Source organism: Zestomonas ipomoeae (genome assembly GCF_057128665.1).
Window position 1 is genome coordinate 21998 of sequence record NZ_JBSKHQ010000017.1, and the last position, 14444, is coordinate 36441.

15 protein-coding genes are annotated in these 14444 nt (G+C 66.4%); 11 read left to right on the forward strand and 4 right to left on the reverse strand.

Annotated elements, in window-relative coordinates:
- Positions 1-9: 9 nt before the first annotated feature.
- Positions 10-303 (reverse strand): DUF3565 domain-containing protein, encoded by a 294-nt coding sequence (locus ACWKV7_RS17295; protein WP_483858936.1) that lies wholly within the window; start codon positions 301-303, stop codon positions 10-12.
- Between ACWKV7_RS17295 and ACWKV7_RS17300 the strand changes: the two genes are divergently transcribed.
- The 9 genes from ACWKV7_RS17300 (at position 302) to ACWKV7_RS17340 (ending at position 8384) form a co-directional block, all read left to right on the forward strand.
- Positions 302-787 (forward strand): FKBP-type peptidyl-prolyl cis-trans isomerase, encoded by a 486-nt coding sequence (locus ACWKV7_RS17300; protein WP_483858937.1) that lies wholly within the window; start codon positions 302-304, stop codon positions 785-787. The two genes, ACWKV7_RS17295 and ACWKV7_RS17300, sit on opposite strands and share 2 nt — an antisense overlap.
- Before the next feature lie 100 nt (positions 788-887).
- Positions 888-1370, forward strand: a complete 483-nt coding sequence (locus ACWKV7_RS17305) for a glutathione peroxidase (RefSeq protein WP_483858938.1) — start codon at positions 888-890, stop codon at positions 1368-1370.
- A 235-nt stretch (positions 1371-1605) separates the two neighbouring features.
- Positions 1606-2196, forward strand: a complete 591-nt coding sequence (locus ACWKV7_RS17310) for a TetR/AcrR family transcriptional regulator (protein WP_483859033.1) — start codon at positions 1606-1608, stop codon at positions 2194-2196.
- A gap of 56 nt (positions 2197-2252) precedes the next feature.
- On the forward strand, positions 2253-3359 hold the full coding sequence (locus ACWKV7_RS17315; protein WP_483858939.1) for an NADH:flavin oxidoreductase: 1107 nt from the start codon (positions 2253-2255) through the stop codon (positions 3357-3359).
- Positions 3360-4060: 701 nt separating this feature from the next.
- Complete coding sequence (locus ACWKV7_RS17320) at positions 4061-4870, forward strand: alpha/beta fold hydrolase (RefSeq protein WP_483858940.1); 810 nt, start codon at positions 4061-4063, stop codon at positions 4868-4870.
- A complete protein-coding gene (locus ACWKV7_RS17325; protein ID WP_483858941.1) occupies positions 4867-5739 on the forward strand; it encodes an alpha/beta hydrolase in 873 nt (290 codons plus the stop codon). Before ACWKV7_RS17320 ends, ACWKV7_RS17325 begins: the two co-directional genes overlap by 4 nt.
- Before the next feature lie 50 nt (positions 5740-5789).
- The gene (locus ACWKV7_RS17330; protein WP_483858942.1) at positions 5790-6452 is read left to right on the forward strand and encodes a glutathione S-transferase family protein; all 663 of its coding nucleotides are present in this window, start codon (positions 5790-5792) and stop codon (positions 6450-6452) included.
- Between the two features lie 8 nt (positions 6453-6460).
- Positions 6461-7261 (forward strand): DUF4892 domain-containing protein, encoded by an 801-nt coding sequence (locus ACWKV7_RS17335; RefSeq protein WP_483858943.1) that lies wholly within the window; start codon positions 6461-6463, stop codon positions 7259-7261.
- Between the two features lie 61 nt (positions 7262-7322).
- Positions 7323-8384 (forward strand): AI-2E family transporter, encoded by a 1062-nt coding sequence (locus ACWKV7_RS17340; RefSeq protein ID WP_483858944.1) that lies wholly within the window; start codon positions 7323-7325, stop codon positions 8382-8384.
- A gap of 222 nt (positions 8385-8606) precedes the next feature.
- Here ACWKV7_RS17340 and ACWKV7_RS17345 read toward each other — a convergent pair whose 3' ends face one another.
- Complete coding sequence (locus ACWKV7_RS17345) at positions 8607-9629, reverse strand: patatin-like phospholipase family protein (RefSeq protein WP_483858945.1); 1023 nt, start codon at positions 9627-9629, stop codon at positions 8607-8609.
- Positions 9630-9726: 97 nt separating this feature from the next.
- On the opposite strand from ACWKV7_RS17345, the gene selD reads away from it, so the two are divergent.
- Both selD and mnmH read left to right on the forward strand, forming a co-directional pair.
- Positions 9727-10761 carry a selenide, water dikinase SelD gene (selD, locus tag ACWKV7_RS17350; RefSeq protein ID WP_483858946.1) on the forward strand — a complete coding sequence of 345 codons (1035 nt, stop codon included), beginning with the start codon at positions 9727-9729 and terminating at the stop codon, positions 10759-10761.
- The gene (gene mnmH / locus ACWKV7_RS17355) at positions 10761-11855 is read left to right on the forward strand and encodes a tRNA 2-selenouridine(34) synthase MnmH (protein ID WP_483858947.1); all 1095 of its coding nucleotides are present in this window, start codon (positions 10761-10763) and stop codon (positions 11853-11855) included. Before selD ends, mnmH begins: the two co-directional genes overlap by 1 nt.
- Before the next feature lie 521 nt (positions 11856-12376).
- Here mnmH and ACWKV7_RS17360 read toward each other — a convergent pair.
- Positions 12377-13588: a glycosyltransferase family 4 protein gene (locus tag ACWKV7_RS17360; RefSeq protein WP_483858948.1), complete on the reverse strand. Its 1212-nt coding sequence runs from the start codon at positions 13586-13588 to the stop codon at positions 12377-12379.
- A 21-nt stretch (positions 13589-13609) separates the two neighbouring features.
- Positions 13610-14356 carry a sulfate transporter CysZ gene (gene cysZ / locus ACWKV7_RS17365; RefSeq protein ID WP_483858949.1) on the reverse strand — a complete coding sequence of 249 codons (747 nt, stop codon included), beginning with the start codon at positions 14354-14356 and terminating at the stop codon, positions 13610-13612.
- Positions 14357-14444: the final 88 nt, after the last annotated feature.

Sequence of the window (14444 nt, forward strand, 5' to 3'; positions counted from 1 at the left end):
CGGGGCTCCTTAAGGGTTTTCTTTGGATTCGAGGGCGCACCAGCCGCAGCCGAAGGAACTGCCCAGCAGGGCGTCGCGTTGCGCCGGGTCGAGGACCCAGGGGCGCGACTGCCAAGGTGGCTGATGGCGCTGGTGTTGGGTGTGGCCGCAGGACAGCACCGCGATCCAGTGACCGTCTTCGTCCTGGCGCCAGGCTACCAATCGGGTGGGCTGGGTCCGTCCGTCAGTGCTCGGTTCGCAATCCCGCGAGGGCGCAGGTACACTTTCCCGTTCTACATTCTTTTGCAAAAGGTCTCGCCCCATGCTGATCGCCCCCAACAAGGCCGTCTCTATCGACTATACCCTGACCAATGACGCCGGTGAGGTGATCGACAGCTCCGCCGGTGGCGCGCCGCTGGTCTATCTGCATGGCGCCGGCAACATCATCGTGGGTCTGGAGAAGGCGCTGGCCGGCAAGCAGGCGGGCGACGAAGTGCAGGTTACCATCGAGCCGGAAGAGGCCTACGGCGAATACAGCGCCGAACTGGTCGCCACCCTGACCCGCGCCATGTTCGAAGGCGTCGACGAACTGGAAGTGGGCATGCAGTTCCATGCCTCCGGCCCGGACGGCAGCATGCAGATCGTCACCATTCGCGACCTGGACGGCGACGATGTCACCGTCGACGGCAACCACCCGCTGGCCGGTCAGCGCCTGAACTTCAAGGTCAAGGTGGTCGACGTGCGCGATGCCAACGCCGAAGAAATCGCCCATGGTCACGTGCATGGCGAAGGTGGTCATCACCACTGATTGTTCTGCTGCTAAGCTGCTGGAACCACGCCAGGCAGAGAATAGAAAAAGGCGCCCCAGGGCGCCTTTTTTGTCCTCCGTTGTTATCAAGGAGCCAGTCATGAGTGCCTTTCACGACCTCACACTACGCGCGCTGGATGGCCAGGATCTGCCACTCGCGCCTTTCAAGGGCCAAGTGGTACTGGTGGTCAATGTCGCCTCCAAGTGCGGCCTGACCCCGCAATACGCCGGACTGGAAACGCTCTACCAGACCTACCGAGGGCGTGGCTTCGCGGTGCTCGGGCTGCCCTGCAACCAGTTCGCCGAGCAGGAGCCGGGCAGCGAGGACGAGATTCGCCAGTTCTGCAGCCTCAACTATGGCGTGAGTTTCCCGCTCGGCAGCAAACTCGAGGTCAACGGCCACGAGCGCCATCCCCTTTATCGCCTGCTGGCGGGCGAGGGCGCGGAGTTCCCCGGCGACATCACCTGGAACTTCGAGAAATTCCTGGTGGGCAAGGACGGCCGCGTCCTGGCGCGCTTCTCTCCGCGTACCGCCCCGGACGATCCGGCGCTGATCCAGGCCATCGAGAAAGCCCTCGGCTGATTGCCGGACGGGCTCATCGGCGGAGCGTGGCCTAGGCAGGCGGTCTGCCCGTTGGGCTTCGTCGCTGCGCTCCTCAACCGCAACCTACCCGTGGAGTTCGGAGCGGACCTGTAGGAGCGGGCCGTGCCCGCGATAGGGCGGCGCAGCCCGCACCTGAGGCGGGGAGGCTGTAGCTCCGCATCACCTCCATGAATAGTGCTGGGCGAGCGAGACGACCGGTCATATGCTCGCCGCCATGCACAGCATTCGACTCGACAAGCGCGACCTGATTCTCGCCAAAGGCTCCGAAGTGATGACCCGCCGTGGCTACCACGGCACCGGCGTGCAGGAGATCGTGCAGGCCGCGGGCATTCCCAAGGGCTCCTTCTATCACTACTTCGCCAGCAAGGAAGACTTCGCCTTGCAGGCCCTGGACTTCATCTATGCCCCGCGCCTGCAACGTTACGCCGAAGCCCTGGGCAACCAGGCCTTGAGCCCGCGCGAGCGCATCCTTGGCTACTACCGGGAGCTGGCCGGCCATTTCGACCGCCAGGGCAAGCTCGAATACCACTGCTTCATTGGCAGCCTCAGCTTCGAGATGGCCGAACTGCTGCCGGCCATCGGCGAACAGGTGGAGGCCATCCTGCAGCGCTCGGTGGACCTGCTCGAAGCCTGCTTGCACCAGGCCCAGCAGGCAGGCGAATTGCCGGCCGACGAGGACTGCGCCGGCCTCGCGCTGTTCATCGCCAACGCCTGGCAGGGTGTGCTGACCCGCTTGAAGGTGGGCGCCAACCGCGCGCCCTTGCATGCTTTCGTGGAACGCCTGGAGCGGTTGCTGCAGGCCTGATTTTTTTTGATGCGATACCGAGACGACCGGTCGTCTGATCGGCCAGAGGAGACTACATGACCGCTGTACAAGCCTTGTTCAAACCTTTCCGCCTTGGCGCCCTGGAATTGCCGACCCGCGTGGTGATGGCCCCGATGACGCGCTCCTTTTCGCCTGGCGGAGTGCCCAATGCCCAGGTGGTCGAGTACTACCGCCGTCGCGCGGCTGGCGGCGTCGGCCTGATCGTCACCGAGGGCACCACGGTCGGTCACAAGGCTGCCAATGGCTACCCGAACGTGCCGCGCTTCTACGGCGAAGATGCCCTGGCCGGCTGGAAGCAGGTGGTCGATGCGGTGCACGCCGAGGGTGGCAAGATCGTTCCGCAGCTGTGGCACGTGGGCAACGTGCGCCGCCTGGGGACCGAGCCGGATGCCAGCGTGCCCGGCTATGGCCCGAGCGAGAAGCTCAAGGACGGCAAGGTGGTCGTGCACGGCATGACCCAGGACGACATCCGCGACGTGATCGCCGCCTTCGCCCAGGCCGCTCGCGACGCCAAGGCCATCGGCATGGACGGCGTGGAGATCCACGGCGCCCACGGCTACCTGATCGACCAGTTCTTCTGGGAGGTCAGCAACCAGCGCACCGACGAGTACGGCGGCGACCTGGCCCAGCGCTCGCGCTTCGCCATCGAGTTGATCCAGGCCGTGCGTGCCGCGGTCGGCCCGGAGTTTCCGATCATCTTCCGTTTCTCCCAGTGGAAGCAGCAGGACTACAGCGCGCGCCTGGTACAGACCGCCGAAGAGCTGGGGGCCTTCCTCAAGCCGCTGAGCGATGCCGGCGTGGACATCTTCCACTGCTCGACCCGCCGCTTCTGGGAGCCGGAGTTCGAAGGCTCGGACCTCAACCTGGCGGGCTGGACCCGCGAACTGACCGGCAAGCCGACCATCACCGTCGGCAGCGTCGGCCTCGACGGCGAGTTCCTGCAGTTCATGGTCAGCACTGACAAGGTGGCCCAGCCGGCCAAGCTGGAAGGCTTGCTCGAGCGCCTGGACAAGCAGGAATTCGATCTGGTGGCCGTGGGCCGCGCGCTGCTGGTCGATCCGGACTGGGCGTTGAAGGTCCGCGACGGTCGCGAGCAGGACATCCTGCCGTTCAGCCGTGATGCCCTGAAAACCCTGGCCTGATCCGCGCTTCCCTGGGCGGCGTTTCGCCGCCGCACTTCAGCCCCGGCACATCGGGGCTTTTTTGTTGGTGTGTGAGGTAGGCGGTTTCGTTGGTAGCGGCACCTGAGTACTTGGCTTCCAGCGGGCTAGTAGGCAAGGCGCGAGCGACGAGCGACTGGCTGTCTGTCCTGGGCCCCGGCCTTCGTCGGAGCGACGGGGGTGAAAGGTCGAGTAAGGGGGGAAGTTGTGCGCGGCCTACAAGTATCGATCTCAGCGGCACAGGGGCTTCCACGCTCCATGCAAGCATCCCTGGCCCGTCGTACCGACGAAGGTCGGTACCCAGGGGTAGGCCAGTTTGAAGCGTCCAGCTTCCAACGGGCTCTCAGGCACGGTGCGAGTGGCAGGCGCCCGGCTGCCTGTCCTGGGCCCCGGCCTTCGCCGGGGTGGCGGGAGGGTCGTTCGAGCGGGAAATCTGCGTGCCGCCTTTACATATCAAGCCAGGTAACCCAATGGCGCCCTGGCTTGATGCAGAAACTCCCGAGCCCGTCGTACCGACGCAGGTCGGTACCCAGGGGCGCCTCGGGGTTTCCTTATTTCCGTGCAGCTGGCCGCCACCCCATAGCCTTTGGCAGGAGTGCCCTGATTCACCGGCCGATATGTCATTGCCGCATCGGGATGGCTGCCGGACAATCCGTGCAACGTTCAATCGCCGGTCAGCAGTCATGCCGCAATCCGTCTTTTTCGCCCACGCCAACGGTTTTCCCTCCGCCACCTATGGCAAGCTGTTCGCCGCCCTGGCGCCGGACTACGAGGTTCGGCACCTGCCGCAGCACGGCCACGATCCGCGTTTCCCGGTGGACGACAACTGGGAGAATCTGGTGGACGAGCTGGTGCATCACCTGGAGTCCCTCGGCGAGCCGGTCTGGGGCGTCGGCCATTCCCTCGGCGGCGTGCTGCATTACCACGCGGCACTGCGCCGGCCGGAGTTGTACCGCGGGGTGGTGATGCTGGATTCGCCGGTGCTGACCCTCGCCGACCGTATCGTCATTCGAGCCGCCAAGCGCTTTGGCTTCATCGACCGCATCACGCCGGCCGGACGGACCCTCGGTCGCCGCGAGGAATTCGCCGATCTGGAGGAAGCGCGCCGCTATTTCGCCGGCAAGTCGCTGTTCCGCCGTTTCGATCCGGATTGCCTGGAAGCCTACGTACGCCATGGGCTGCAGCCCAGCGGGCAGCGCCTGCGGCTGTGCTTCGACCCGGCGACCGAGATCAGTATCTATCGCAGCGTGCCGCACATCAGCCCCGGCCGTCCGCAACAGCTGGCCGTGCCGCTGGCGGTGGTGCGCGGCCGCCACAGCCGGGTCGTGTTGCCGCACCATGCGCGCCCGGTGCGGCGTGCCCCCAAGGGCGAGTACCTGAGCCTGCCTGGCGGCCACATGTTTCCGCTGGAGCGGCCGCACGACACCGCCGCGCTATTGCGGCAGCTGTTCCGCCGCTGGGCAGGCCACGCCGAAGACCAGGAGTCCGCATGAGCACGCCATTCGAAGAAATCCGCCTGTGTCTGCCGCATATCGAGCTGGCCGCCCACCTGTTTGGTCCGGAAGACGGCCAGCCGGTGATCGCCCTGCACGGCTGGCTGGACAATGCCATGAGCTTCGCCCGTCTGGCGCCGAAGCTGGACGGCTTGCGCATCGTCGCGCTGGACTTCGCCGGCCATGGCCATTCCGATCACCGCCCGCCCGGTGCCGACTATGCCCTGTGGGACTATGCCTACGACGTGCTGCAGGTCGCCGAGCAATTCGGCTGGCAGCGCTTTTCCCTGCTTGGCCATTCCCTCGGCGCCATCGTTTCGGTGGTGCTGGCCGGGGCGATGCCCGAGCGTATCGAGCGCCTGGCGCTGATCGACGGCCTGATTCCCTACACCGGCGAAGCGGACGGCGCGCCGGCCAGGCTGGGCGAGGCGCTCAAGGCCCAGCTTGCGGTGCATGACAAGCGCAAGCCGGTGTATGCCAGCCGCGACGGTGCGGTGCGCGCCCGCATGCAGGCAACGCGTGGCGGCGGCACGGTGAGCCGCGAGGCCGCCGAGCTGCTGGCGTCGCGCGGCTTGATGCCGGTACCGGGTGGCTACACTTGGCGCAGCGACAGCCGCCTTACCCTGCCTTCGCCGTTGCGCCTGACCCGTGCCCACGCCATGGCATTCATTCGTGCGGTGCAGTGCCCGGTCAGCCTGGTGTTGGCCGAGGGCGGCATCATGAAGGTGGAGCCGCGCATGCTCGAGGTGCTGGCCGGCATGCCGTTCGAGGTCAATCGGGCCCCCGGCGGCCACCACCTGCATCTGGACGACGAGGCCGGGGCCATCGCCGTTGCAGACTGTTTCAATAGATTCTTCGGCTCGCCTTGACTTGCCCGGGCCAACTGGGGAAGGTTGGGCGGATTGAAAGGGAGAGCACCATGATCGATCTGTATACCGCCGCCACCCCCAACGGCCATAAGGTCTCCATCGCCCTCGAAGAGCTGGGACTGGACTACCGCGTGCACGCGCTGTCCTTCGACAAGAAAGAGCAAAAGGCTCCCGAATACCTGAAGCTGAATCCCAACGGTCGCATTCCCACCATCGTCGACCGCGATAGCGACGACTTCGCCGTGTTCGAGTCGGGCGCCATCCTTATCTACCTGGCGGAGAAGACCGGCCGGCTGATGCCGCAGGACGTCAAGGGGCGCTCCTCCGTCATCCAATGGCTGATGTTCCAGATGGGCGGCGTCGGCCCCATGCAGGGCCAGGCCAATGTGTTTTTCCGTTACTTCCCGGAGAAGCTGCAGGGCGCCATCGACCGCTACCAGAACGAAACCCGTCGCCTCTACGAAGTGCTCGACAGCCGTCTCGGCGAGGTCGAGTACCTGGCCGGCGACTACAGCATCGCCGATATCGCCACCTTTCCCTGGGTGCGCGTGCACGACTGGGCTGGCGTCTCGGTGGAAGGGCTGGACAACCTGCAGCGCTGGCTGGCCGCCATCGACCGGCGTCCGGCGGTACAGCGCGGGTTGCTGGTGCCGCGCCGCGAGGAGCAGAGCGACAAGCTGATCGCCACCGCCCAGTCCATGCTGACCAAATGAGGCCGTGCATGCGTCTGGTCTGTACGCTTGTCCTGATCCTGGCTGGCGGCGCGGCGCTGGCCGCCGACCTGCCCGGCAGCCGCGATCTGGAAGCCCTGCCACGTTTTCCCCGGGCGGAGATCGTCGATTTTCGCCAGGCTGACAGCGAAGAGCGCATCTATCCCATGGGCTCGGTGCGCCGCATCAGCGGCGACCTGCGCTACGAGCGCCAGGTGGAAGGGCTGGGGCAGCTGACCGCAGTGACCTACCGTCTGCCGCCCGAGAGCTCCTCCGAACAAGCCTTCACCTTCGCCCGTGAAGCCTTGCATGACCAAGGCGCCGAGCTGCTCTACTGGTGCCAGGGGCGCGATTGCGGCTCCAGCAGCCTGTGGGCCAACGCGGTGTTCGGCAAGTCCAACCTGTATGGCCTCGACGACCGCCAGGGCTACGCCTTGTTGCGCCTCGGCGAACCGCAGGCAGACTCGCTGGTGGCGCTCTACGGCATCACCCGTGGTAACCGCCGGGCCTATCTGCACGCCGAGCAATTCGTCGCCGCAATGCCGTTGGGCGAACTCCTGCCGTCGCCGGCCACCCTGCTGCGCCAGCTGCGCAGCGACGGCGCGATCAAACTGCACTTGGGCGAGTCCACGCCAGTCTGGGCGAACCTGCTGGCGCGCAGCCTCAATCTCGACAGCACCCTGCGCGTCAGCCTGGAGGGCGCCCTGGCCGACGCCTGGCGTCAGGCCTTGGTGGAGCAGGGCGTGCGTGCCGCCCGGCTGGAGCTGGGTGAGACCCAGGGCGAGGGCCTGCGCGTGCTGTTGCTGAAATAGCGATTTTCCAATCCTTCGTTGCCCGACGTGCTTCCGCCGTTGCTTTCTGGAGTGTTGTTCGATGCTCAATAACGACCGCCTGCTGGTGCAGATCCTGCTCCTGGCGTTGCTCGGTGCCTGCCTCTGGGTGTTGGCGCCATTCTGGTCGGCGCTGTTCTGGGCCGCGGTGCTGGCCTTCGCCAGCTGGCCGCTGATGCGCTTGCTGACCCGCTGGTTGAACGGTCGCCAGGCGGTCGCCGCGGCCCTGCTGACCGGCGGCTGGATGCTGTTGGTGGCGGTGCCGCTGGTGTGGCTCGGTTTCAACATGGCCGACTACGTTCGCGAGGGCACCCTGCTGATCAAGAACCTGCGGGTCGAAGGCTTGCCCGCACCGCCGACCTGGCTGGGCGAAGTGCCGCTGTTCGGCGACCGTCTGCTGGCGCTGTGGGCCACCGTCGACGAACAGGGCGCGGCGCTGCTGTCCAGCGCGCGGCCCTACCTGGGCCAGGTCGGTAACTGGCTGCTGGCGCGCAGCGCGGCCATCGGCGGCGGCATGCTCGAACTGGTGCTGAGCCTGGTGCTGGTGTTTTTCTTCTACCGCGACGGGCCGCGCTTGGCCGAGTTCGTGCACAGCCTGCTGGATCGCCTGATCGGCCCGCGTGCGGAACACTACCTGGAACTGGTAGCGGGCACCGTGCAACGGGTGGTCAACGGCGTGATCGGTACCGCGGCGGCCCAGGGCCTGCTGGCGCTGCTGGGGTTCTGGATCGCCGGCGTACCGGGTGCCCTGGTGCTGGGCATGCTCACCTTCGTGCTCAGCCTGATTCCCATGGGCCCGCCGTTGGTCTGGGTGCCGGCCACCGTCTGGCTGGCGTTGCAGGGCAACTATGGCTTCGCGGTCTTCCTCGGCGTTTGGGGGTTCTTCATCATCAGCGGCGTGGACAACGTGCTCAAACCCTACCTGATCAGCCGCGGCGGCAACCTGCCGCTGGTGGTGGTGCTGCTCGGCGTGTTCGGCGGCATTCTCGCCTTCGGCTTCATGGGCCTGTTCCTCGGCCCGACCCTGCTGGCGGTGGCCTACAGCCTGCTCAGCGACTGGGTGAAGGTGGAAACGACCGAAGCCTCGGAGAATCCACCCGCCTAGAGGAGCGCTGCGCGCACCTCGTTGGGCTTCGCTGCGCTCAACCACAACCTACAGCCATGCGGGCCTGGAGCCGCGTAGTTTGCGGCGGGGCGCGCAGCCTGAGGAGCGCAGCGACGAAGCCCAACGGGTACGGCTCAAAGCCAGCGACTGAGCTTCGCGGTGGTCAACGCCACTGGGGATGACTAGTCGTCTCCATCGCGTGCTTCGTATGCCGAGCCTTCTTCAAAGCCTATCCTGCTCGTACCGGTCCAGGGTGTCGCTGGCGACCTGGCGACCCAGTTGGATCAGCTCCGGCGCCTTGTAGAACTCGAAGAAGCGACAGACCCGCCGGGGCACGTTGATCAGGATGTCCGGCGGATAACCGGCGATCTTGTATTGCGCCAGCGAGGTCTGCATCACTTCGAAGCTCTGGTTGATCAGCTCCAGCAGCGAGGCCGGGCCGCCGATGTCGGCGACGGTCGAGCTGCTGGCGGACTTGGGCGAGGCACCGCCGTCGCTTTCCGGGCGCGGCGCAGGGGCCTCCTGGCCCTGCCAGGGATTGGCCAGGGCTTCCGAGCCGTCTTCGAGCAGCAGCACCTCGGTCTCCTCGGTCTTGCGCCGGAACGACGGCAGGCGCGAGCCAAGCGAGGTCATCAGTACGTCGAAGCGCCCCTTCAGCGCGGGCGGCCGTTCGATGATCGGCAACTGGTAGTTCTTCTGGGTGTCGGCATTGAGATTCACCGCGACGATCAGGTCGCAGTGGCTGGAGACCACCGGCACGATCGGCAACGGGTTGAGCAGGCCTCCGTCCACCAGCATGCGATTGCCCTGCAGCACCGGGGTGAACAGGCTGGGGATCGCCGCCGAGGCGCGCATCGCCTTGTGCAGGCAGCCTTCCTGGAACCAGATTTCCTGCTGGTTGGTGAGGTCGGTAGCCACCGCGGTGTAGGGAATCGGCAGCTCCTCGATATCGATGTCGCCGACGATCTCGCGAATCCGGCCGAAGACCTTTTCCCCGCGAATCGCCCCGAGGCGGAAGCTCACGTCGAGCAGGCGCAACACGTCCAGGTAGTCCAGGCTTTCGATCCACTCGCGGTATTCGTGCAGCTTGCCGGCGGCGTAGATGCCGCCGATCACCGCGCCCATCGAGCAACCGGCGATGCAGGCAATCTCGTAGCCGCGTGCTTCCAGCTCCTCGATCACGCCAATATGGGCGTAACCGCGGGCGCCCCCGGAGCCCAGCACCAACGCCACTCGCTTACTCATGCTCAATCCCCTGATCCATGTTTCCGACAATACGCGCGCACAATTGGCGCGCCAAGGTAAAATCCGCCGCCAGTTGTCGCTGCAGAAGAGACCCCCGATGAGCGAATCGATCCGCCTGACCCAGTACAGCCACGGTGCCGGCTGTGGCTGCAAGATATCCCCCAAGGTGCTGGACGTGATTCTCGCCGGCAGCGGCGCGCAGAACCTCGATCCCCGGCTCTGGGTCGGCAACGCTTCGCGTGACGATGCGGCGGTCTACGCCATCGACGACGAACGCGGCGTGGTGTCCACCACCGACTTCTTCATGCCGATCGTCGACGATCCTTACGATTTCGGCCGCATCGCCGCCACCAACGCCATCAGCGACATCTACGCCATGGGCGGTGACCCGCTGATGGCCATCGCCATTCTCGGCTGGCCGGTCAACGTGCTGGCGCCGGAGGTAGCCCGCGAGGTCATTCGCGGCGGCCGCGCGGTCTGCGACGAGGCGGGCATTCCATTGGCCGGCGGGCACTCCATCGACGCGCCTGAGCCGATCTTCGGCCTGGCGGTGACCGGCATCGTCGACAAGCGTCACCTCAAACGCAATGACAGTGCCACGGCCGGGTGCAGACTCTACCTGACCAAGCCACTGGGTATCGGCATTCTGACCACTGCCGAGAAAAAATCCTTGCTGCGCGCCGAGGATGTCGGCCTCGCCCGCGACTGGATGTGCACCCTGAACAAGCCCGGCAGCCGCTTCGGCAAGCTCGCGGCGGTCAGAGCGATGACCGACGTCACCGGCTTCGGCCTGCTCGGCCATCTGCTGGAAATGGCCGAAGGCTCCGGCCTGACCGCGCGTATCGCCTTCGACCGCGTGCCGCGCCTGCCCGGCATCGAGCACTACCTGGAGCAGGGCTGCGTGCCCGGCGGCACCCACCGCAACTTCGACAGCTACGGCGACAAGCTCGCGCCGCTGGCCGAGGCTCACAAGCTGTTGCTGTGCGACCCGCAGACCAGTGGCGGCCTGTTGCTGGCGGTGGCGCCGGACGGCGAGGCCGAGTTCCTCGCCGTGGCGGCCGAGCTGGGCCTGGCGCTGGCGCCGCTGGGCGATCTGGTGGAGCGACAGGCCCACGCGGTAGAGGTGCTTTGATGCGCGAGAACACCGCCGACTACCGCGAGATCTTCCTCCACGACCTGCCGATGATGGACGCTCGCGCGCCGGTGGAATTCGCCAAGGGGGCCTTCCCGCACACGGTCAATCTGCCGCTGATGACCGACATCGAGCGACAGAAGGTCGGCACCTGCTACAAGCAGCACGGCCAGCAGGCGGCCATCGAACTCGGTCACAAGCTGGTCTGCGGGCCGGTCAAGGAGGCGCGCGTCGCTGCCTGGGCCGCCTTCGCCAAGGCCAATCCCCAGGGCTATCTGTATTGTTTTCGCGGTGGCCTGCGTTCGCAGTTGGTGCAGCAATGGCTGAAGGAGGCCGGCATCGACTACCCGCGGGTGATCGGCGGCTACAAGGCGATGCGTACCTTCCTCATCGAAACCACCGAGCAGGCGGTGGCCGAGTGCGATTTCGTGCTGGTCGGTGGCCTCACCGGTACCGGCAAGACCGAGGTGATCGCCCAGCTGGACAATAGCCTGGATCTGGAAGGCCATGCCAACCATCGCGGTTCCAGCTTCGGCAAGCGCGCCACCGGGCAGCCGGCGCAGATCGACTTCGAGAACCGGCTGGCCATCGATATCCTGAAAAAACGCGCGGCGGGCCGCGAGCAATTCGTGCTGGAGGACGAAGGCCGCATCGTCGGTAGCTGCTCGCTGCCGCTGTCGCTCTATGGCGGCATGCAGGGCTACCCGCTGGTGTGGCTGGAGGACAGCTTCGAGGGCCGCGTCGAGCGCATCCTGCGCGACTACGTGATAGACCTGTGCGCCGAGTTTCTTGCCGTGCACGGCGAAGACACCGGCTTCACCCTGTTCGCCGACCGCCTGCGCCAGAGCCTGTCGAACATCGTCAAGCGCCTCGGTGGCGAACGCTACCAGCGTCTGGCGGCCATCATGGACGCTGCTCTGGCGGAACAGCGCAGCCGGGGCGACGTGAGTCTGCATCGTGGCTGGATCGAAGGCTTGCTGCGGGAATACTACGACCCGATGTACGCCTACCAGCGCGAGAGCAAGGCCAGCCGCATCGAATTCGCCGGCGAGCAGGCAGCGGTGGTGGAGTACCTGCGACAGCGGGCCCAATAGGCGCGGACCGCTATTCAAGAAACCATGCCGAGCCTGCTCCTCCGCACGCCTGGGCCCCGGCCTGCGCCGGGGAGACGGGGGTGATGGAGGGAACAGTCGGGCGCACTGAGGCTGCCTGCCAGGGCGCCGGAGTGTGGAAACGTACCGTCTACCGGCGCAGGCCCGTATCCAGCGGCAGGGGACGCCGATGCCTTGCCCTCCGCACGCCTGGGCCCGGCCTGCGCCGGGGAGACGGGCAGGGGGAGAGCAGCCGGGCGGCACTGAGGCTGCCTGGGCGCCGGAGTGTGGAAACGTACTGTCATACCGGCGCAGGCCGGTATCCAGCAGCAGGTGACGCCGATGCCTTGCCCTCCGCACGCCTGGGCCCCGGCCTGCGCCGGGGAGACGGGCAGGGGGAGAGCAGCCGGGCGGCACTGAGGTTGCCTGCCAGGGCGCCGGCGTGTGGAAACGTACCGTCATACCGGCGCAGGCCGGTATCCAGGCAATGGTCGGCCAGTGCTTCCCAGGCTGACGGCAAGGGGCTAGATATCCTGGCCGATGCCTAGATGTCCGGATGGCTCCGCCGCGAGCGGAGTCAGAACGCCTCGCAGGTGCTGTTCGAACAACTGCACTATCGCTGGCCATCCTTGCTGGCCGGCATGCCGACGGGCATTCAGGCGGACCCGGCGCAAGGTGTCGGCGTCTTCCAGCAACCAACTGGCCACGTCGAGGAATTCCTGTTCGTCGCCGGGGCTGGCCAGGGCGCCGTTGTGGCCGTGGCGGATGTGCTGGGCCGCTGCCGCCTGGTCGAAGGCGACCACGCCGAGGCCTGAGGCCAGGGCTTCCAGCACCACGTTGCCGAAGGTCTCCGAGAGGCTGGGAAACAGGAACAGATCCCCCGACGCATAGTGCGAGGCCAGCATTTCGCCGCGTTGCAGGCCGCAGAAGTGTGCATCCGGCAGTTCAGATTGCAGGGCTGCCCGCAGCGGGCCGTCGCCGACCAAGACCAGTTTCAGCCGGCGCTGCGGGTGGGCTGCTTGTAGCGCGCGAAAGCAACGTCCGAGCACGCCGAGGTTCTTTTCCGCCGCCAGCCGGCCGACATGCAGTACGGCAATGTCGTCATCGGTCAGACCCCACTGCGCCCTCAGTTCGGCCGAGTGGCGCGCGGGATGGAACAGTTGGCTATCCACCCCGCGCGCCAGCAGTGCCAAGCGCTCGAAACCGCGCCGCTCGAGCTCCAGGCGCTGGCTGATGCTGGGCACCAGGGTCAGTTGCGAGCGATTGTGGAACCAGCGCAGGTAGTGGGTCAGCAGGCGGGTCAGCGGGCCGAAGCCGTAGTGCCCGCTGTACTGCTGGAAATTGGTATGGAAGCCGCTGACCACCGGGATGCCGAGGCGCCGGGCCGCGCGCAGGGCGGACAGGCCGAGCGGCCCTTCGGTGGCGACGTAGAGCACGTCCGGGCGCTGCCGTTGCCAGCGTCGCAACAGCTTGTGCAGGCTCGACTGGCCCCATTGCAGGCCGGCGTAGCCGGGCAGCGGCCAGCCCCGGGTGAGCAGCAGGTCGTCGCTGGCGGCGCCGGGTTCGCCGTCCTGCCGTGGCCGTATCAGCTGCAGGCGATGGCCGCGCTGGCGTAGCCCGTCCACCAGGCGTCCCAAGGTGTTGGCGACGCCGTTGATTTCCGGCGGGAAGGTTTCGCTGATGAGGGCGATATGCAGGTTGGATGTGCTCATGGCGCCAGTCTCGACCGGCGCCATGTAGCCATTATGACGCGCGGGTTACCGCTGTATGACGAGCGTTTCGCCGCGCTCGCGCACCCAGAACAGCGTGGCCCCGGCCACGGCCGCAGGCATGATCAGCAGGTTCAGTCCCGGCACCAGCAACGCCAGGTAAACGATGCCGCCGAAGCCGAGGCTCTGCCAGCGCTTCTCCCGCAGCCAGGCGAGCATGTCGTCCCAGCTAACCTTGTGGTTGTCCGCCGGGTAGTCGATGTACTGCACGGCCATCATCCAGATGCCGAACAGGATCCACAGTGGCGCCGCCACCAGGTTGACCACCGGGACGAAGGAGAGGATCAGCAGCACCAGCGCCCGCGGCAGGAAGTAGCCGAGCTTGCGCAGCTCCCGGCCGAGGGTGCGTGGCACCATGGCGAACAGTTCCGCCCAGTGGAAGGGCGGGAAGTTGTCTTCGCCCCGGGCCACCACCTCCACCTTTTCGGCGAGGAAACCGTTGAACGGCGCGGCGATGATGTTGGCCAGGGTGGTGAAGGTGAAGAAGATGATCACCAGCACCAACAATACGAACAGCGGCCAGATGAGGTATTCGAGGAAGCTCAGCCAGTCCGGCAGGTTAGGCATCATCGCGTCCAGCCAGCCGCCGAACTGGTGGATCGCCAGGTAGATCAGGCCGCCGAACAGCAGCACGTTGACGGTCAGCGGCAACAGCACGAACAACCGCAGGCCAGGGCTGAGCACGAGTTTCAGGCCTTCGCGCAGGTATTGCGGGCCGGACAGGGCAGGGGGCATGGGAATCTCCGTATAGAAAGTTGCCAGTGCCTCGGTTTCTCGACTCGGCGAGAGCGGCTGCGAGCATGCTGTCGGCAGTGGCGTCGGG